This window comes from Variovorax sp. 05N34, from assembly GCF_056397405.1.
The window spans coordinates 162,442-181,022 of record NZ_JBFTNI010000006.1; the positions used below are offsets into that span (position 1 = coordinate 162,442).

At 65.4% G+C, this 18,581-nt stretch carries 11 protein-coding genes; 8 read left to right on the forward strand and 3 right to left on the reverse strand.

The annotated features are described in order from the left end of the window. Positions 1-6: 6 nt before the first annotated feature. From AC1DMA_RS17820 to AC1DMA_RS17835, 4 genes are all read left to right on the forward strand, one after another. Entirely contained in the window at positions 7-615 is a 609-nt protein-coding gene (locus AC1DMA_RS17820; protein WP_478145042.1) for a 3'-5' exonuclease, read from the forward strand. A 109-nt stretch (positions 616-724) separates the two neighbouring features. Then, entirely contained in the window at positions 725-3,931 is a 3,207-nt protein-coding gene (locus AC1DMA_RS17825) for an efflux RND transporter permease subunit (protein ID WP_478145043.1), read from the forward strand. A 4-nt stretch (positions 3,932-3,935) separates the two neighbouring features. Then, on the forward strand, positions 3,936-5,144 hold the full coding sequence (locus AC1DMA_RS17830) for an efflux RND transporter periplasmic adaptor subunit (protein WP_478145044.1): 1,209 nt from the start codon (positions 3,936-3,938) through the stop codon (positions 5,142-5,144). After that, complete coding sequence (locus AC1DMA_RS17835) at positions 5,144-6,628, forward strand: efflux transporter outer membrane subunit (protein WP_478145045.1); 1,485 nt, start codon at positions 5,144-5,146, stop codon at positions 6,626-6,628. The genes AC1DMA_RS17830 and AC1DMA_RS17835 overlap by 1 nt, the downstream gene beginning before the upstream one ends. On the opposite strand, the gene AC1DMA_RS17840 is transcribed toward AC1DMA_RS17835, so the two are convergent. Further along, on the reverse strand, positions 6,579-7,673 hold the full coding sequence (locus AC1DMA_RS17840; RefSeq protein ID WP_478125804.1) for a PA0069 family radical SAM protein: 1,095 nt from the start codon (positions 7,671-7,673) through the stop codon (positions 6,579-6,581). The two genes, AC1DMA_RS17835 and AC1DMA_RS17840, sit on opposite strands and share 50 nt — an antisense overlap. A gap of 132 nt (positions 7,674-7,805) precedes the next feature. Between AC1DMA_RS17840 and AC1DMA_RS17845 the strand changes: the two genes are divergently transcribed. Together AC1DMA_RS17845 and AC1DMA_RS17850 are read left to right on the forward strand one after the other, a co-directional pair. Beyond that, positions 7,806-8,162 (forward strand): DOPA 4,5-dioxygenase family protein, encoded by a 357-nt coding sequence (locus tag AC1DMA_RS17845; protein WP_478145046.1) that lies wholly within the window; start codon positions 7,806-7,808, stop codon positions 8,160-8,162. Positions 8,163-8,341: 179 nt separating this feature from the next. Beyond that, positions 8,342-14,896, forward strand: a complete 6,555-nt coding sequence (locus AC1DMA_RS17850) for an autotransporter-associated beta strand repeat-containing protein (protein ID WP_478145047.1) — start codon at positions 8,342-8,344, stop codon at positions 14,894-14,896. Between the two features lie 44 nt (positions 14,897-14,940). Here AC1DMA_RS17850 and AC1DMA_RS17855 read toward each other — a convergent pair whose 3' ends face one another. Beyond that, complete coding sequence (locus AC1DMA_RS17855; RefSeq protein WP_478125801.1) at positions 14,941-15,597, reverse strand: glutathione S-transferase; 657 nt, start codon at positions 15,595-15,597, stop codon at positions 14,941-14,943. Positions 15,598-15,712: 115 nt separating this feature from the next. On the opposite strand from AC1DMA_RS17855, the gene AC1DMA_RS17860 reads away from it, so the two are divergent. Then, on the forward strand, positions 15,713-16,930 hold the full coding sequence (locus AC1DMA_RS17860; RefSeq protein WP_478145194.1) for a polyhydroxyalkanoate depolymerase: 1,218 nt from the start codon (positions 15,713-15,715) through the stop codon (positions 16,928-16,930). A gap of 35 nt (positions 16,931-16,965) precedes the next feature. Then, a complete protein-coding gene (add, locus tag AC1DMA_RS17865; RefSeq protein WP_478125800.1) occupies positions 16,966-18,030 on the forward strand; it encodes an adenosine deaminase in 1,065 nt (354 codons plus the stop codon). Position 18,031: 1 nt separating this feature from the next. Here the strand turns inward: add and AC1DMA_RS17870 are convergent, their stop codons facing one another. Beyond that, positions 18,032-18,472 (reverse strand): CBS domain-containing protein, encoded by a 441-nt coding sequence (locus AC1DMA_RS17870; protein WP_478125799.1) that lies wholly within the window; start codon positions 18,470-18,472, stop codon positions 18,032-18,034. Positions 18,473-18,581 lie beyond the last annotated feature (109 nt).

Genomic DNA, 18,581 nt, shown 5'->3' on the forward strand with positions numbered 1-18,581 from the left:
TCCTGAATGAACGACAGCCTTCACCCGCTACCCGAACGCGAGCAGATCGCGCTGCTTCAACCCTTCGAAGGCCTTGGCCTTCGGGACATCAGGGTGGTCGCCACGCAGCAAGACGCCGAAGCCGCGGCCACCGCGCTCCTGGCCAGTCGCGTCGTGGGCTTCGACACCGAATCGAAGCCGACCTTCGCGAAGTTCGAAGTCTCCAGCGGGCCGCACGTCGTGCAGTTCGCGACACCGTCCGAGGCATGGCTGTTCCAGCTGCACCGCACCGAACTGCATGGCGTGCTCCGCGAGTTGCTGGCCTCGGCGGATCTGCTGAAGGCCGGCTTCGGGCTCTCCAGCGACTTGAGCCTGATCCGTCAGCGGCTGGACATCGAGCCTCGTTCCGTGTTCGACATCGATTCCGAATTCCGCCGCCGCGGCTATCGCAAGTCCATTGGCGTGAAGACAGCCGTGGCGCTCGTCTTCGATCAGCGCTTCGTCAAGTCGCGCAAGGCAACCACTTCGAACTGGGCCAACCGGCAGCTCACCGACGCGCAACTGCGCTATGCAGCCAACGACGCCTATGCGGCAATCCGCGTGTTCGATGCCCTCGGGTTGCGCCAAGGCGCTTGAGCGAAGCCAGAGCCAAGCCAGCGAGGGAACGTAAAGGTGCTGCGCCGGCTCAATGGCGCAGGTCATCTCTCTTTATGATGGCGGCCTCTTCTTGCAGAAGTAACAAGTCGTGTCCATGGTCCAACTGGCTCTGCGTCGTCCATACACCTTCATCGTGATGGCGATGCTGATCGTGTTGGCCACTCCGTTCGTGCTGCTGCGGATGGCGACCGACATCTTTCCGGAAATCAACATTCCGGTCATCAGCATCATCTGGAACTACGGCGGCCTGCCGGCGCAAGAGATGGGGCAGCGCATTTCGGGCCAAACCGAGCGCGGGCTGACGACGACAGTCAGCGACATCGAGCACATCGAATCGCAATCCCTGGCCGGCGTGTCGGTCATCAAGGTGTTTTTCCAGCCGACCGCGAGCATCGAGACTGCCATTGCGCAGGTCGTCGCTTCGATGCAGACGCAGGTGCGCCAGTTGCCGCCGGGCATCACGCCGCCGCTGGTGATCAAGTATTCGGCATCGAGCATTCCGGTGGTTCAGCTGGCGTTGTCCAGTCCCACCAGGGCCGAGAACGCGCTGTTCGACGCCGCCATCAACCAGTTGCGGCCGCAACTCATCACGGTGCCGGGCGCGGCGGTTCCTTTTCCGTACGGTGGCAAGAACCGGGTGATCTCGGTCGATCTCGACACGCAGGCGCTGCAGGCGCGCGGCCTCTCGCCGGCCGACGTCGTCAATGCGGTCAACGCGCAGAACCTCATCCTGCCCTCGGGGACCGTCAAGTTCGGTGCCACCGAATACAGCGTGCGCATGAACGGTTCGCCCGAAGCCATCGCGGGCCTCAATGATTTGCCGGTGCGCACCACGGGCGGCGCCACGACCTACCTGCGCGACGTGGCCTATGTGCGCGACGGCTTCTCGCCGCAAACCAATGTGGTGCGACAGGACGGCGTGCGCGGCGTGCTGCTGTCGGTGCTCAAGAACGGCGGCGCCTCGACGCTGGACATCGTCTCCAACATCCGCGCCCTGTTGCCGGCCGCTGCGCAAGGAATGCCGGCGGACATCAAGGTGACGCCGCTGTTCGACCAGTCGGTCTTTGTCAAAGCCGCAGTGAAGGGGGTTGTGTTCGAGGCCCTCATCGCCGCGGCGCTGACTGCGGCGATGGTGCTGCTCTTCCTCGGCAACTGGCGCAGCACGCTGATCATCGGGCTGACCATTCCGCTGTCGATCCTGGCGTCGATCCTCGTGCTCTATGCCTTGGGCCAGACGCTCAATCTGATGACGCTCGGCGGCCTTGCGCTCTCCGTCGGCATTCTGGTCGACCAGGCGATCGTGACCATCGAGAACATCGAGCGCCACCTGCACATGGGCACGGAACTGAACGAAGCCATCCTCGTCGGCGCGGGCGAAATCGGGCCGGCGGCATTCGTCTCGACACTGTGCATCTGCATCGTCTTCGTGCCGATGTTCTTTTTGTCGGGCGTGGCGCGATTCCTCTTCGTGCCGCTCGCGGAGGCCGTCGTGTTCGCCATGCTGGCGTCCTACCTGCTCTCGCGAACGCTGGTGCCAACGCTCGTCATGCTGCTGATGGGCGGCGTCCATGCCAAGGCGGCCGCCGACGCGAACCCGAGCATGCTGCAACGCGTCTACAGGAGCTTCGACGCGCGGTTCGAGCGAGTACGCCGCGCCTATACGCTGGTGCTCTCGGCGGTGCTGTCCCGCCGCAACCGCTTCATTGCCCTCTTCCTGGGCTTCTGCCTGCTGTCGTGCCTGCTGTATCCGGTGCTCGGCCGGGACTTCTTCCCGAGTGTGGATGCAGGGCAGATCCGCCTGCACATGCGCGCGCCGACCGGTACCCGCATCGAGGAAACGGCGCGCCTTGCGGATCAAGTCGAAGCGGTCATCCGCGAACTGGTGCCCCACGACCAGCTGGAGACCATCCTGGACAACCTGGGCGTGCCCAACAGCGGCATCAACCTGTCCTACAGCAACGCCGGCACCATCGGAACGCTCGACGGCGAGATCCTGCTTTCGTTGCGCGAAGGCCATCGCCCCACCGAGGAATTCGTATCGCTGCTGCGTGCCGAATTGCCCAAGCGTTTTCCGGGCACGGAGTTCTTCTTCCAGCCGGCGGACATCGTCACGCAGATCCTCAATTTCGGCTTGCCAGCGGCCATCGACGTGCAGTTCAGCGGCAACGACCTCAACGGCAATGCGGCACGCGCGGCGGAGTTGGTGAAGGCCATCCGACAGATTCCCGGCGCGGTCGATGCCCACGTCCACCAGCGCCTGGACGGCCCAGGTCTCAATCTGCAGATGGATCGGACGCGCCTGCAGCAGTTCGGATTGACCGCGGCCAACGTCGGGCAGAACGTGCTGATCGCGCTGTCCGGCAGTTCGCAGACGGCGCCGGCCTTCTGGCTCAACCCTCAGAACGGCGTGGTCTACAGCGTTGCGGTGCAATCGCCCCAATACACGGTGGACTCCCTCGATTCCCTGCTCAACATTCCGGTGGCGTCCGGCTCGGGTGGCGCGGGGAGCGGCGCGCCTCAATTGCTCGGCAATCTCGTCGACGCGCAAGCGGGCCGGCAACCGGCGGTCGCATCGCGCTACAACATCGCGCCGGTGATCGACGTCTATGTCAGCGTGCAGGGCACGGACCTCGCGAGCGTCGCTTCGAAGGTCAAAGCGCTGGTGGACGACATGCGGCCCAAGCTCTCGCGCGGCAGCCAGGCGACCCTTCGCGGGCAGGTCCAGACGATGCAGTCGTCCTTCATCGGCCTGGGGGTCGGACTGGCGATGGCGATCGTGCTGGTCTATCTGCTGATCGTGGTGACCTTCCAGTCGTGGATCGATGCGGCCATCATCATCACGGCGCTGCCGGCTGCGCTGGCCGGCATCGCATGGATGTTGTTCATCACGGGCACCACGCTCAGCGTGCCGGCGTTGACCGGCGCGATCATGACCATGGGCGTGGCGACCGCCAACAGCATCTTGCTGATTGCATTCGCGCGAGAGCGATTGGCGGCAGGCATACCGCCGTTGTCGGCCGCACTCGAAGCGGGCGCGACGCGCATCCGTCCGGTGCTGATGACGGCGCTGGCGATGATCATCGGCATGATCCCGATGGCGCTCGGCCTCGGCGAAGGCGCCGAGCAGAACGCGCCACTGGGCCGCGCAGTAATCGGCGGCCTGCTCTTCGCGACGGTGTCGACACTCTTCTTCGTGCCGGCCGTCTTCGCAGAAACCCACAGCCGCCGCGCTCATCGCCAGGCGGCGCGCCAAGCCACACCACCTTCGCTCGGGGCCGAGCCCCAGGAGACCTGACCCCATGACGGAGCAACGCCACGCGGCACTGGGCATCCACCCCATCGCCGCCGACGAAGACGGCGATCACCACGAGTTGCCCCGCAGGCGCCAGATCGTCCGGCGTACGCGCATCGCCGTACTGATCGTGCTGGCGCTTCTCGCCATCGGCGCGGCGCGGATCGTGTTCGTTCGCATGAGCAATGCGCGCGCGCTCGAAATAGGCACCGCCGAGCGCGCAGCCCAATACGTCAAGACCGCATTGCCCCAGACGCCCGCCGCCGGCCAGACCTTGGCGCTGCCGGGCACCTTGCAAGGCTATGTGCAGTCGCCGATTTCGGCGCGCGCCAGCGGTTACCTACGCCGGTGGACCAAGGACATCGGCAGCCATGTCGAAAAGGGCGATCTGCTCGCGGAGATCGAAACCCCCGAGATCGACCAGCAGCTTTCGCAGGCCATCGCCGCGCGCCAGCAAGCCGCGTCCAGTCTCGACCTGGCGAAGAGCACCGTCGCGCGTTGGGAAAATTTGCGCAAGAAGGACGTGGTTTCGCAGCAGGACCTTGACGAACGCCGCAGCGCCCTCGCGCAGGCGACCGCCAACGTCGCGGCCGCGGATGCCAACGTCCAGCGCCTGAAGCAGACCGAAGGATTCAAACGCGTGCTGGCGCCCTTCGCCGGAATGATCACGCGGCGCAATGTCGACGTCGGCGACCTGATCGACGCGGGCAGCGGGCGGCCCTTGTTCCTGCTCGCGCAGACCGACCCGTTGCGCGTCTACATCAACGTGCCGCAAGCCTATGCGCAACTCATCAAGGCGGGACAGCCTGTGATCGTCACGCAAGCCGAACTGCGCGACCAACGCTTTCAGGGCGAGGTGGCACGGACGTCGGGCAGCATCGACAGCGCCACGCGGATGATGCAGGTCGAGGTCTCGCTGCCCAACAAGGACGGCGTCTTGCTGCCGGGCGCTTACGTGCAGGTGTCGCTGCCGCTTGCCGCGAGCAAATCACTGACGATTCCGGCCAACGCGCTGCTCTTCAGGGCCGAAGGCACGCGGGTTGCGGTCGTCGATGCACAAGGAAAAGTCCACCTGCGCCCGATCAATCTCGGACGCAACTATGGCGAGACCGTGGAAGTGCTCGATGGAATCTCGGGCACCGATCGGCTGGTGCTGAATCCTTCCGACTCGCTGGCCGAAGGCGACGTCGTCGTTGTGGCCAAGGAATCGGCGTGATGTTCGTGCGAGCCGCGCTGATCGCGCTGGCGGTTGCAGCCGTGGCTGGATGCGCCGTTGGGCCGGACTACAAGAAGCCATCCGTCGACGTGCCCGTGAGCTGGCAAGTCGAAGAACCATGGCGGCAGGGGACGCCGAGCGATGCATCCGACAAGGGGCCGTGGTGGGAGCGCTTCGGCGATGCGCAGCTCAATGCGCTCGAACAGAAAGCGCTCGCTGACAGTCCCACGCTCGCCGCAGCCAATGCGAGGCTGGCGCAGGCCCGCGCCACGCTCGCAGGAAGCGAGGCCGCCCGCTATCCACAACTGGGTGTCGGCACGCGCGCCCAGCGGTTCAAGATTTCGGCCAACAGACCGTTAACCAACTACGCCGTGCCGAACCTGTCGACAGTGCAGAACGATTTCGGCGTGATCTTCACGGCCAGCTATGAAGCCGATCTGGCGGGACGCGTGCAGCGATCGGTCGAAGGCGCAACGGCATCGGCTGCGCAATCGGCGGCCGACCTCGAAAACACGCGACTGCTGCTCACGACGGATCTCGCATCGAGCTACTACAACCTGCGATCGACGGACATCGAACTCGACGTGCTGGCGCGATCGATCGAGCTTCAGCGGCGAGCGCTCCAGTTCGTCACTGACCGGCATGACTTGGGCGCGGTGTCGGGTCTGGACGTCGCGCAGCAGCAGGCGCTGCTCGACAACACGCTCGCGCAGGTCGACACGCTGAAAAAGCAGCGCTCGCAGTTCGAGCATGCGATTGCCACGCTGACCGGAACGCCGGCGCCTTCGTTTTCCATTGCCGCGGACGTGAAGCCGCTGGCACCACCGGCGATTCCGATCGGCGTTCCCTCGGACGCGCTGGAGCGCCGTCCGGACGTCGCGGCGGCGGAACGCGCCATGGCCGCCGCCAATGCGCAGATCGGCGTTGCGACGGCGGCCTTCTATCCGAGCGTGATGTTGCTGCCCACGGGCGGCGTGGACAGCAGCACGCTCGCCACGCTCTTCGACGCAAGAAGCCTGCTCTGGTCGCTCGGCGTCTCGGCAACGCAGACGATCTTCGACGGCGGGCGCATCCGGTCGAATGTCGATTTCACTCGCGCGGGGTATGACGTCGCCGTGGCCAACTACCGGCGCATCGTGCTCACCGCGATGCAGGAAGCGGAAGACGGCATCACCGGCGTCGCGTCGCTCGACCATGCGTCGACGCAGGCTTTCACTGCCGTCGAAAGCGCGCGCCGCGTGCTGGACATGGCCTCCACCCGCTACCAGGGCGGCGCCACGACCTTCCTCGACGTCATCACAGCGCAGCAGGCCGTGCTCTCGACGGAGCGCCAAGCCGCGCAGATCATGGGGCAGCGCATGCAAACCTCGGTATTTCTCGTGAAGGCGCTGGGCGGCGATTGGTGCGGGGTCGAGCCGCGCGGTTCGGCGGAACTTAAAACAGACTGCCCTGCCCCACTGCGCCAGGTGGTCGGAACGCGCTGAGGTCGAGCACGATGCGATCGCGATTGAACCCGATGCGGGCCGTCGCCTTTTCGAACCGCTGACGAATCAGGTCCGCCCACAGTCCGCTGCCCTTCATGCGCGTGGCGAAATCGGCGTCGTAGTCCTTGCCGCCGCGCATTTCGCGGATGCGCGCCATGATCCGGTCCGCGCGCTGCGGGTAGTGCAGTTCGAGCCATTGCTTGAACAACGGCGCGACCTCCCATGGCAGCCGGACGACCGTGTAGAAAGCGCAGCGCGCGCCGGCATTCCAGGCGGCTTCGAGAACCTGTTCCATGTCTTCGGTCACGAAGGGAATCTGCGGCCCCACGCTCACGCCCACCGGAACGCCCGCTTCGGCTAGCGTGCGCACGGTGCGCAAGCGCCGATGCGGCGCGGCGGCGCGCGGCTCGAGCTTGCGCGCGACCTCGCCATCGAGCGTGGTGATGGTGACGTACACCGCCGCCAGATGCTCGGCCGCCATGGGTGCGATCAGGTCCAGGTCGTGCTCGACCGCGCTCGATTTCGTGACGAGGCCGAAGGGATGGTGCGTCTCCTTCAGCAATTCGATGACCGAACGAGTGAGCCGGAGTTCACGCTCAATGGGCTGGTAGCAATCGGTCGCAGTGCCGATCGCAAGGTGGCTGGGCCTGTAGCCCTTGCGGCCCAGCTCGCCGCGAAGCACCTCGACGATGTTGCGCTTGGCGATCAGCTTGGTTTCGAAGTCGAGTCCCGGCGAAAGATTGAGATAGCTGTGCGTGGGCCGGGCGAAGCAGTAGATGCACCCGTGTTCGCATCCCCTGTACGGATTGAGCGAACGGTCGAACGGAACGTCCGGGGAATCGTTGTGGCTGAGCACGGATTTGACGTCCTCGAAGCGGACCTCCGTGGCGAGCGGAGGCAATGCGTCTGCGTCGGCGGCGCCCTCTTCCAGAGTGCCCCAGCCATCGTCGAACGCATTGCGCGCGTCGCGCTCGAACCGATGCGCAAGGCGCGTGGCCGCACCTCGGCCCTTGAGGGCATGAAGAGGGATGATGGTGTCGGTCATGGCGGCGCCCCCGAAATACTGTATGGACAAACAGTATTTCACCATTTCAAGATTGCCGCAGCAAGCGCGTGTGGCGGCCACAAGCACGTCACACGGCGTAAGCTCTGGCCCTCCCGCCCTGCGTGTCCAACGATGCCTCGCCGCCCTGAAAACCTCTATCCGCAATACCACGCCCACATCTATTTCGGCCCTGAGACGGTCGCGCAAGCGAAGCAGTTGGCCGAAGATGCCGGGCACAGTCTGCTGGTCGTGGTCGGCAGGGTGCACGAGCGGCTCGTTGGCCCGCACCCGCACTGGAGTTGCCAGCTTGCTTTCGACGCTGCCGAATTCGACGAAGTAATCGGCTGGCTGGATGAGCACCGCAACGGGCTCGATGTGTTCGTCCACGGCGTCACCGGCGACGACTACACGGACCACACGGCGCACGCGATGTGGCTCGGCAACGAGTCGCCGCTCGATCTGCGCATGTTCCGCAAACCGGCGGACTGAACCAGGCCCACAAGCAACAGCGTTTCAGCGCCCCTGCGGGCGGGCTTTCGATCGCCTTGTCGCGGCGGCTTTACGTCCGACCCGCAAAAATATCTAGTACTTAATATTTAACAAAAGATACACTCCGACGCGTCTGAATACGAAATGTTCCATTTTTAAGCAACAAGAGTCGTGTCTCAATGAACCGTATCTATCGCCTCGTCTTCAATCGCTCGACGGGAAGCCGTCAAGCTGTCTCCGAACACGCCCGGACATCCGGTCCCGGCGGTTGCGCAACCGGAAGCGCTGCCAGCGCGGCCTTCGGCGCCGCGGGAGCCGCCGTCCTGATGGCGGTCACCGCCCTGGCGCCTACCGCGCATGCGGATACCAACCTGCTCGTCGGCGCTGGTGGCGCAGGCGGCATTTCGAGCACCAATGCGGGGAACGGCGGCGCCGGTGGCATCGGTGGCGGAGGCGGTGGTGGATCGGGTGGTGCGATCGCCGGCGGCGCCGGCGGCGGTTTCGGCTCGGGCGGCGGCGGCAATGGATTCGTCATTGGCGGTGACATCGGAGTGCCCGGCAATGGCGGCGCCAATGGCGCTGGCGTCACCGGCGGCAACGCGTTGGTGGGCGACACCGTCCAGCCCAACTCTTTGACCTTGACCGGCACCACCGACGTGACCGGCTCCGTCTGGGTCGGCGGGGGTGGCGGCGGCGGGAGCGGCGGCGGGGGGACGACGCCTGGTGCCGTCGGTGGGGCCGGGTCGAATGGCGTCCTCGATGTGAGCGCTGGCGCCGTCCTGAATGTCGCCGGTGCAATCAACCTCGGCGGCTCAGGCGGCGGCGGCGGCGGCAGCACGCCCAATGGGGGAACAGGTGGCATGGGCGGCGCGGGTGGCAACGGCACGTTGTCGATCAGCGGCACGGTCAATGCCTCGGCTGACGTGAACTTTAGCGGCGTTCAAGGCGGAAACGGTACGAGCGGCATCGCCGGTGTCGGCGGTGCGGCCGGCACAGGCAATCTGACGATCAACACAGGCGGAACCCTGCAGATCGGAACCGGCGGCACCACCGGCTCGCTGAACGGCGACGTGACGGACAACGGACGGTTGGTCTTCAATCGGTCTAACGCATACGACTACGCAGGCGTAGTTTCAGGCAGCGGCAGCCTGGTGCAGCAGGGCACGGACGTCTTGACGCTGAGTGGCAACAACACCTATGGCGGCGGCACGACCGTCAACAGCGGCGTGCTTCAGGTCAGCGCCGACAACAACCTCGGCGCTGCGACCGGTGGCCTCGCGATCGACAACGCCACATTGCGCTACGGGTCCGGCTTCGCCAGCGCACGCGCAGTGACGATGGGCGCGGATGGCGGCACCTTCGACACCAACGGCAACGACGCTTCGCTCAACGGCGTGATCAGCGGCGGCGCTCTCACCAAGACCGGTGCTGGCGCCCTGACCCTGTCTGGCAACAACACCTATAGCGGCGGCACCGTGCTGAACGCCGGAATACTGCAGGTGTCCTCGGACAGCAACCTGGGCTCGACCGGCCCCGACGCCGGCCTGACCTTCGATGGCGGCACCTTGCGTCTGCCGGCGCCTCTTCCGCTGCCGGCCGTGAACCCGCCGCCCTTCGTTTCGGCGCGTGACATTGCCGTGAACGTCAACGGCGGCACCATCGATGTGAACGACAGCCAAGGCAATATCTTCAGCGGGAAACTCAGCGGAGGTGGCACCCTGACACTGAAGAACGGCGGATCGAACACTGGAGATCCGACGCGCCTGACGTTGAGCAGCAGCAACAACACCGCATTCACGGGCGCCATCCAGCTTGGAACGAGCGGTCAGGTCGGCCGCATCAATGTCGAGGTGACAGGCTCGGGCACGCTGGGCACGAACAGCAACCTGGTCGATATCTACAACAACAGCGAACTCGACTTCAACGGTGGCGGTGCCAGCGCCGGCAACCTGAAAATCACGACCCACGTCAGCCCCAACAAACTGGGGCTCAATTCCGGCGTCACCTTCTCGAACGGCGCCAGCGCGGGGACGGCCACAATCATCAACGCAGCGGGTAGCGCGTTGATCCTCTTCCGGGATGCCACGGCAGCCGCGTCCACCCTGGTCAACGGCACCGACTCGCGCATCTATTTTTTGGGCACCAGCACGGGCGGCAGCGCGGCGATCGCCAACAACGGCGGGCGCGTTTACCTGCAGGACTCCTCCGATCTCAGCGGAGCAGCCATCGCCAATGCCGTCGCGGGCACTGTGAATATCAGCGAAGCGACAAGCGGGATCTCGATCGGCGAGCTTTCCGGCGACGGGAACGTCGTGCTCGGCGGCAAGGTCTTGACAGTCGGTGCGCGGGGCACCAATAGCACGATCGGCGGAGTCATCTCCGATACTGGCCCAGGGTTCGTCGACAAGGACGGAGGTGTGTACAACCCCCCGGTCACTGCGACCGGAGGCTCGCTCGTCAAGACGGGCGCCGGCACGCTGACCCTGACGGGCGTCAACACCTACAACGGCGGCACGACGGTCAACGGCGGCGTGCTACAGGTCAGCGCCGACAACAATCTCGGCGATGCGGCCGGTGGGCTTGCGCTCGACAACGGCACGTTGCGCTACGGAGCGGGCTTCGCCAGCGCGCGCGCAGTGATCATGGGCGCGGGCGGCGGCACCTTGGACACCAACGGCAATGACGCTGCGCTCAGCGGCGCGATCAGCGGCGGCGCTCTCACGAAGGCCGGCGCCGGCACCCTGACCCTCGCGGGCGCCAACACCTACAACGGCGGCACCACTGTCAATGGCGGCGTGCTTCTGGTCGGCGCAGACAACAACCTCGGCGCTGCGACCGGTAGTCTTGCGCTCGACAACGCCACATTGCGCTACGGAGCCGGCTTCGCCAGCGCACGCGCAGTAACGATCGGCGCGGGTGGCGGCACCTTCGACACCAACGGCAATGACGCTTCGCTCAGCGGCGTAATCAGCGGCAGCAGCATCACCAAGACAGGCGCCGGCACCCTGACCCTCGCGGGCGCCAACACCTACAACGGCGGCACCACCGTCAGCAGCGGCGTGCTTCAGGTCAGCGCAGACAACAACCTCGGCGCTGCGACCGGTGGTCTTGCACTCGACAACGCCACATTGCGCTACGGAGCCGGCTTCGCCAGCGCACGCGCAGTGACGATCGGCGCAGGCAGCACCTTCGACACCAACGGCAATGACGCTTCGCTCAGCGGCGTGATCAGCGGCAGCAGCTTCACCAAGACAGGCGCCGGCACCCTGGCCCTCGCGGGCGCCAACACCTACAGCGGGGGCACGACTGTCAAAGCCGGCGTGCTTCAGGTCAGCGCAGACAACAACCTCGGCGCCGCGACCGGTGGCCTGGCGCTCGACAACGCCACGTTGCGCTATGGGTCCGGCTTCGCCAATGCACGCGCAGTCACGATGGGCGCGGGTGGCGGCACCATCGACACCAACGGCAATGACGCTGCGCTCAACGGCGTGATCAGCGGCGGCGCTCTCACGAAGGCCGGCGCCGGCACCCTGACCCTCGCGGGCGCCAACACCTACAACGGCGGCACCACTGTCAATGGCGGTGTGCTTCAGGTCGCCGCGGACAACAACCTCGGCGATGCGGCTAGTGGGCTTGTGCTCGACAACGGCACGTTGCGCTACGGCGCCGGTTTCGCGAGCGCACGCGCAGTGGCCATGGGCGCGGGCGGCGGTACGTTGGACACCAACGGGAACAACTCTTCGCTCAATGGCGTGATCAGCGGCGGCGCTCTCACGAAGACTGGCGCTGGCGCCTTGATCCTGACCGCCGCAAACACCTACAGCGGCGGCACGACCGTAAACGGCGGCGTGCTTCAGGTCAGCGCCGACAACAACCTTGGCGATGCGGCCGGCGGCCTTGCGCTCGACAACGGCACATTGCGCTATAGCGCCGGTTTCGCGAGCGCACGCGCAGTGACGATGGGCACGGGCGGCGGTACGTTGGACACCAACGGCAACGACGCTGCGCTCAGTGGCGTGATCAGCGGTGGCGCTCTGACGAAGACCGGCGCCGGCACGCTAACCCTAGCGGGCGCCAACACCTATACCGGCGGCACGACCGTCAACGGTGGCGTACTTCAAGTCAGCGCCGACGACAACCTCGGCGCTGCGACCGGCGGACTTGCCCTGAACAACGCCACCTTGCGCTACGGAGCCGGTTTCGCCAGCGCACGCGCTGTGACGATGGGCGCGGGCGGCAGCACCTTCGACACCAATGGCCATGACGCTTCGCTCAACGGCGTGATCAGCGGTGGCGCCCTCACGAAGACAGGCGCTGGTGCCCTGACCCTGACGGGCGCCAACACCTACAGCGGCGGCACGACAGTCAACACAGGCGTGCTCCAAGTCAGCGCCGACAACAACCTCGGCGCTGCGACCGGTGGCCTTGCTCTGAACAACGCCACGTTGCGCTACGGTGCCGGTTTCGCCAGCGCACGCGCAGTGACGATCGGCGCAGGCAGCACCTTCGACACCAATGGCCATGACGCTTCGCTCAACGGCGTGATCAGCGGTGGCGCTCTCACGAAGACCGGCGCCGGCACGCTGACGATGGCGGGCGCCAACACCTACAGCGGCGGCACGACGGTCAACGCCGGCGTACTTCAAGTCAGCGCCGACAACAACCTCGGCGCTGCGACCGCTGGCCTTGCTCTGAACAACGCCACGTTGCGCTATGGTGCCGGCTTCGCCAGCGCACGCGCAGTGACGATCGGCGCGGGTGGCGGCACCTTCGACACCAATGGCCATGACGCTGCGCTCAACGGAGCGATCAGCGGCAGCAGCCTCACCAAGACAGGCGCCGGCACCCTGATCCTCGCGGGCGCCAACACCTACAGCGGCGGCACCACCCTCAAGTCAGGTCAGATCAACGTCGGCAACAACGCTGCCCTGGGCACTGGCGCTATTGCAATGGACGAAGGCACTACGCTCGGCTTCACCGTCAACGGTTTGACGGTTGCCAATGCCGTGGTGCTCACCGGAATCACCGACCCCATCATCGACACAGGCAGCTTCACTGAAACGCTGACCGGCGCGATCTCGGGTGCCGGCGCCCTGACGAAGAACGGCAGCGGCACGCTGGTGCTCTCCGGCGCCAACAACTACAGCGGCGCAACCGCAGTGGCGGCAGGTACGTTGCGCGCGGGCGCGGCCAACGCGTTCAGCGCGACTTCGGCGCACACGGTGGCTTCCGGCGCAACGCTGGACACCGGCGGCTTCAGCCAGACCGTTGCATCGCTGAGCAACAGCGGCACTGTCTCGCTGGTGGGCGCTGCGCCGGGCTCGACCCTGACCATCAACGGCGCCTATTCCGGCAACGCCGGCGTCATCCGCCTGGGAACTGCGCTGGGTGACAGTGGCAGCGTGACCGATCGATTGATACTGAACGGCGCAGGCGCCAGCGCGAGCGGCAAGACCACCGTGCAGATCACCAACCTCGGTGGCCTCGGCGCACGAACCGCGGGCAGCGGCATCAACATCATCAGCGCCCAGAACGGCGCGACCACGACCGCCCAGACGACCAAGGACGCATTCGCATTGGCAAACGGCCACGTTGACGCGGGCGCCTTCGAGTACCGGCTCTATGCCGCCGACAACAGTGGCGCAGGCGAAAACTGGTACTTGCGCTCCGACGGCGGCCCCGTCACGCCGACCACTGCAACGGGCGCCGCAGTCGCTCCCGCAGCGGCATCTGGGCCCGCATCCATAGCGGCAACGCCACTGCCGGCCTATCGCGCCGAAGTGCCTCTCTATGCTGCGCTGCCGAGCGTGCTGCGCCAAAGCGATCTCACGATGCTGTCGAACCTGCATCGCAGGATGGGCGACGAAACGGTCACGACCGAAGCTTCCGGCAGCACTTCCAATCGCCGCGGGTGGGCCCGTGTCATCGACGGGACCACCACCATCGAACAAAGCGGCATCACCGCGCCGGAAAGCAATGCCAGCACGCAAGGAGCGCAGGCCGGCGTCGACCTTTACACCGACACCACCTGGCATGCCGGGTTGTATGCCGGCTACCTGCGCGCCGACACCCATGTGGACGGCTTCTACGGCCTGAACTCCCTCAGCCGCGGCTATGCCGGCAATCTGCGCGCGGACACCACCTACCTGGGCGGCTACGCCACCTATGCCAATCCGCAGGGACAGTACGCCGATTTCGTGCTGCAGTACGGCCATCAGGACATTACGGGCACGCCCCCGCTCGGCTTCGCAAGCGACAGCAGCGGCAACAGCGTGACCGCGTCAGCCGAAGTGGGCCAGCGATTCGCACTGGGCAGCGGCTGGGGAGTCGAGCCGCAGGCCCAGTTGATCGTCAACCGCCAGGCGCTGGGGAATGCACGGATCAGCGGCGCGGTCGTGGACCAGGACACGGCCACAGCGGTGATCGGGCGCATCGGCGTGCGCATCACCGGCGACTACACCACCGGCATCGGTCGACTGCAGCCGTATGGACGACTCAACGTCTGGCATGGCTTCGGCGGCACCGATACGACCAGCTTCATCGCTCCGGTCGCGACCACGCCGATCTCCAACGAAATCGGCTACACGTCCACCGAGGCGGCCATCGGCTTCACCCTTGGCCTGACGCCGGCGACCAGCGTGTACGGCGAACTCGGCAAGCTCTTCCACTCCGGCGGGGACACGCGAGTGAGCTCCTCGGTGCAGGGATCGATCGGCCTGAAAGTGAAATTCTGATCTGCGGGTTCCGAATCCGGCCGGCATGAACCGGTCGGACGGATTCAGAATTCAGCGTCGAGCTCGTCGATTTCTTCGGGCTCCTGCTTGGCCGCCTTGATCCACTCCTGCATCGCGGGCAGTTCGGCGATGCGCTTGCAGTAGGCGGCGCAGGTTCGATCGAGGTGTACGTCGTAAGTCATGAAGCGCGTCACCACCGGCGCATACATCGCATCGGCCATGCACGGTGTCTCGCCGAAAAGGAATGGACCGCCGTAAGCCGAAAGGCACTCGCGCCAGATCTCGACGATGCGGTCGATATCGGTCTGCGCACGCGACCAGATCTTGAAGCCCGGAAACTTGGCCTTGACGTTCATCGGCAGCGATCCGCGCATCGCGCTGAAGCCCGAATGCATCTCACCGCAAATTGCCCGGCAATGCGCGCGCGCCTTGGCATCGGCGGGCAGAAGGCCGGCCTTGGGCTTGATCTCGTTGAGGTATTCGCCGATGGCAAGCGTGTCCCACACCTTCACGTTGCCATGCTGCAGTGACGGCACGAGCATCGAAGCCGAGAGCAGCAGCATCTCCGCCTTCATTGCCGGGTCATCGGGCGGGATCACCTTTTCCGAAAAATCGAGTCCGGCAAGGCGGCACATCAGCCAGCCGCGCAGCGACCACGCGCCGTAGTTCTTGCTGCTGATGGTGAGAACGGGTTTGGCCATGCTGACGCTCCTCATTGCCGGATCGGCCATGCAGCCGTGCAAGGCTTGTGCCAGAAAGGTGCGCCTCGCGCGTCGTGCCGCGGAACTTGGCCCGCAACTTGCCTGCGTCACGGGCATGCTGTATCGGGCCTATCAAACCAACGCCGACTTGCTTTCGCCGTCACGGCTTGCGGCGCAATACCTCGGCAGCGCGCTGTGGCATCCGCATTCGGACCGCAGCATGGCTCGCCGCATCTCGGCGGCGATGGAGGTCTATTCACGCTTGCGGCTCACGCACACACGTCCGGCCTACGGCATCGACAGCGTCATGGTCGACGGCGAAGAAGTCGCCGTCCACGAAGAAGCTGCGTTGGCTGCCCCCTTCGGGACCCTTCTGCACTTTCGCAAGGACACCACGGCGGTGCATCCGCCGGTGTTGCTGGCCGCACCACTGTCGGGCCATTTCGCCACGTTGTTGCGCGAAACCGTGCGCACGCTGCTGCGCGACCACGATGTCTATGTGACCGACTGGCACAACGCGCGCGACGTGCCGCTCTGGCATGGCGGTTTCGGGCTGGACGAGTACACGCTGCAGATCATTGCGTTTCTGGAGGCGATCGGTCCGGGCGTGCACATGGTGGCCGTGTGCCAGCCCTGCGTCGCGGCGCTGGCTGCCACCGCGCTGATGTCCGAAGACGACAACCCGGCGACACCGCGCAGCCTCACGCTGATGGCTGGCCCGGTCGATTGCCGCATCAATCCGACCATGGTGAACAAACTCGCCACCGACCGCTCCATCAGCTGGTTCGAGCGCAACCTGATCAGCCGCGTGCCTTGGCCGCACGCAGGAATGATGCGCCGCGTGTACCCCGGCTTCCTGCAGCTCAGCGCGTTCATGAGCATGAACCCGGATCGGCACAAGCAGCAGTTCAGGAAGCTGTACCAGCATCTGATCGACGGCGAAATCGAACAGGCCGCGACCATCCGCACGTTCTATGACGAATACCTGGCGGTCAATGATCTGCCGGCGGAGTTTTATCTGGAAACAGTGGAGCGGGTCTTCCAGACCTACGATCTGCCGCGCGGAGAACTCACCGTGGGCGAGCGCAAGGTCAACCCCGGAGCGATCCGCCGCACTGCGCTGCTGACGGTTGAAGGCGAGCGCGACGACATCTGCGCGGTCGGCCAGACGGTGGCCGCACAGGACCTGTGCACTGGCGTGCGCCCGTATCTCAAGACCCATCACCTGCAAGCCGGCGTCGGGCACTATGGTGTCTTCAGCGGCAGCAAATGGAACACACAGATCTACCCGCGCGTGCGGGAGACGATTCATGCGGCTGCGGAGTTGCACTAGCGCAGGAGCCGGCCCGCCGGCCTAGACTGTGCGTCATGACCCAGCCCGCACACGACCCCGCTTCACCGCTCGAATCATTCCTTCACGCGATTCCAAAGGTCGAACTGCATTGCCATCTGTTCGGCACCGTTCGGCATGACACTTTCGCCGCACTCAATCGCGCTGCCGGCGCGCCACTGGCCGACGATGAAATCGAAAGCTTCTACACACGGGGTGAAAAGCCGGTCGGCGTCTTGAGGGTGCTCCGAGCACTCGATTCGCATCTGGTTCGCAGTGCGGACGACCTGCATCGGCTCACGCTCGAATACCTTCAGGATGCCGCCAGTCACAACGTTCGCTACAGCGAGTTCTTCTGGAATCCGACCGGGACCGTGCATCAATCAGGCATCGGCTATCGAAAGGCGCAAGACGCGATCGTGCGCGCCATCCACGACGCCGAACAGCAGTTCGGCATCACAAGCCGACTGATCGCGGCCATCGATCGAGAGGCCAGCCCCGAAGCAGCTGTCGAGATGGTGCAATGGGTCGTTGGCAACCGCTGCGATGAAGTCATCGGCATCGGCATCGACTACCGCGAAAACGATCGTCCGCCGGAACTGTTCATGCAGGCTTACAGCGACGCGCGACGCGCCGGTCTGAAGACCACCGCGCACGCCGGCGAATTCGGCATGCCGTGGACGAATGTGCGTACCGCGCTCGACGTACTGAAGGTCGATCGCATCGACCACGGCTACACCGTCGTCGACCGCCCCGAATTCGCGCGGGAGTGCGCGGAGCGGGGCGTGATCTTCACGGTCGTGCCGACCAACTCGTACTACTTGCGGACCCTGCCGCCTGAGCGATGGGCGCTTGACCATCCGATCCGCCGCATGCCTGGGCTCGGCCTTCGCATTCACCCCAATACGGACGACCCGACCCTGCACAAGGTCACGCCCACGCAAGCGTGGTTGATGATGGTTCGAGATTTCGGGTTCAGCCGCGACGACCTGCGAGGCTTCATGCTGAATGGCCTGGACGGCGCGTGGATCGACGAGGCGCAGCGCCGGAAATGGCGCGGAGAATGGAGCGCCGAGTTCGACGCCCTTCGCACCCGCTTTTGAGCTATTCCTCCGCGGGCCAGTCGCGGATGTACGCCTTGAGCATCTTGTTCTCGAAATTCTGGCTGTCCACCACGGCTTTTGCGACGTCGTAGAAGCTGATCACACCCATGAGCATGCGCTTGTCCATCACGGGCATATAGCGCGCGTGGCGCTCCAGCATGATGCGGCGGATTTCGTCGAGATCGGTTTCGAGCGTGCAGGTGACCGGATGGTCGTCCATCGCCTTGCGGATCAGGGTGCCGCCGACCTGGCCGCCGTTGGCGACGATGGCGAGGATCACTTCGCGGAAGGTCAGCATGCCGACCAGATCGCCATGCTCCATGACGACGAGCGAGCCGATGTCCTTCTCGGCCATGGTGGTAACGGCATCGGCCAGGGGTTGATCGGGCGTGGCCGTGTAGAGCGTGTTGCCCTTGACGCGCAGGATATCGCTGACTTTCATCGTGTTGCTCCTCACTTGCTCGGCGGCGTGCCGATTTGAATATAGCCCACAATCACCGCCCATCCACAGGCCCACGACGGCGGCGCAGGGATTGCGCGCGTAACGGGGC

What these genes read in the sequence shown, in the direction of transcription:
- AC1DMA_RS17820 (WP_478145042.1), top strand. Translation starts at nt 7, where the DNA reads ATGAACGACAGCCTTCACCCGCTACCCGAACGCGAGCAGATCGCGCTG.
- AC1DMA_RS17830 (WP_478145044.1), top strand. Translation starts at nt 3,936, where the DNA reads ATGACGGAGCAACGCCACGCGGCACTGGGCATCCACCCCATCGCCGCC.
- AC1DMA_RS17835 (WP_478145045.1), top strand. Translation starts at nt 5,144, where the DNA reads ATGTTCGTGCGAGCCGCGCTGATCGCGCTGGCGGTTGCAGCCGTGGCT.
- AC1DMA_RS17840 (WP_478125804.1), bottom strand. Translation starts at nt 7,673, where the DNA reads ATGACCGACACCATCATCCCTCTTCATGCCCTCAAGGGCCGAGGTGCG.
- AC1DMA_RS17845 (WP_478145046.1), top strand. Translation starts at nt 7,806, where the DNA reads ATGCCTCGCCGCCCTGAAAACCTCTATCCGCAATACCACGCCCACATC.
- AC1DMA_RS17850 (WP_478145047.1), top strand. Translation starts at nt 8,342, where the DNA reads ATGAACCGTATCTATCGCCTCGTCTTCAATCGCTCGACGGGAAGCCGT.
- AC1DMA_RS17855 (WP_478125801.1), bottom strand. Translation starts at nt 15,597, where the DNA reads ATGGCCAAACCCGTTCTCACCATCAGCAGCAAGAACTACGGCGCGTGG.
- AC1DMA_RS17860 (WP_478145194.1), top strand. Translation starts at nt 15,713, where the DNA reads ATGCTGTATCGGGCCTATCAAACCAACGCCGACTTGCTTTCGCCGTCA.
- add (WP_478125800.1), top strand. Translation starts at nt 16,966, where the DNA reads ATGACCCAGCCCGCACACGACCCCGCTTCACCGCTCGAATCATTCCTT.
- AC1DMA_RS17870 (WP_478125799.1), bottom strand. Translation starts at nt 18,472, where the DNA reads ATGAAAGTCAGCGATATCCTGCGCGTCAAGGGCAACACGCTCTACACG.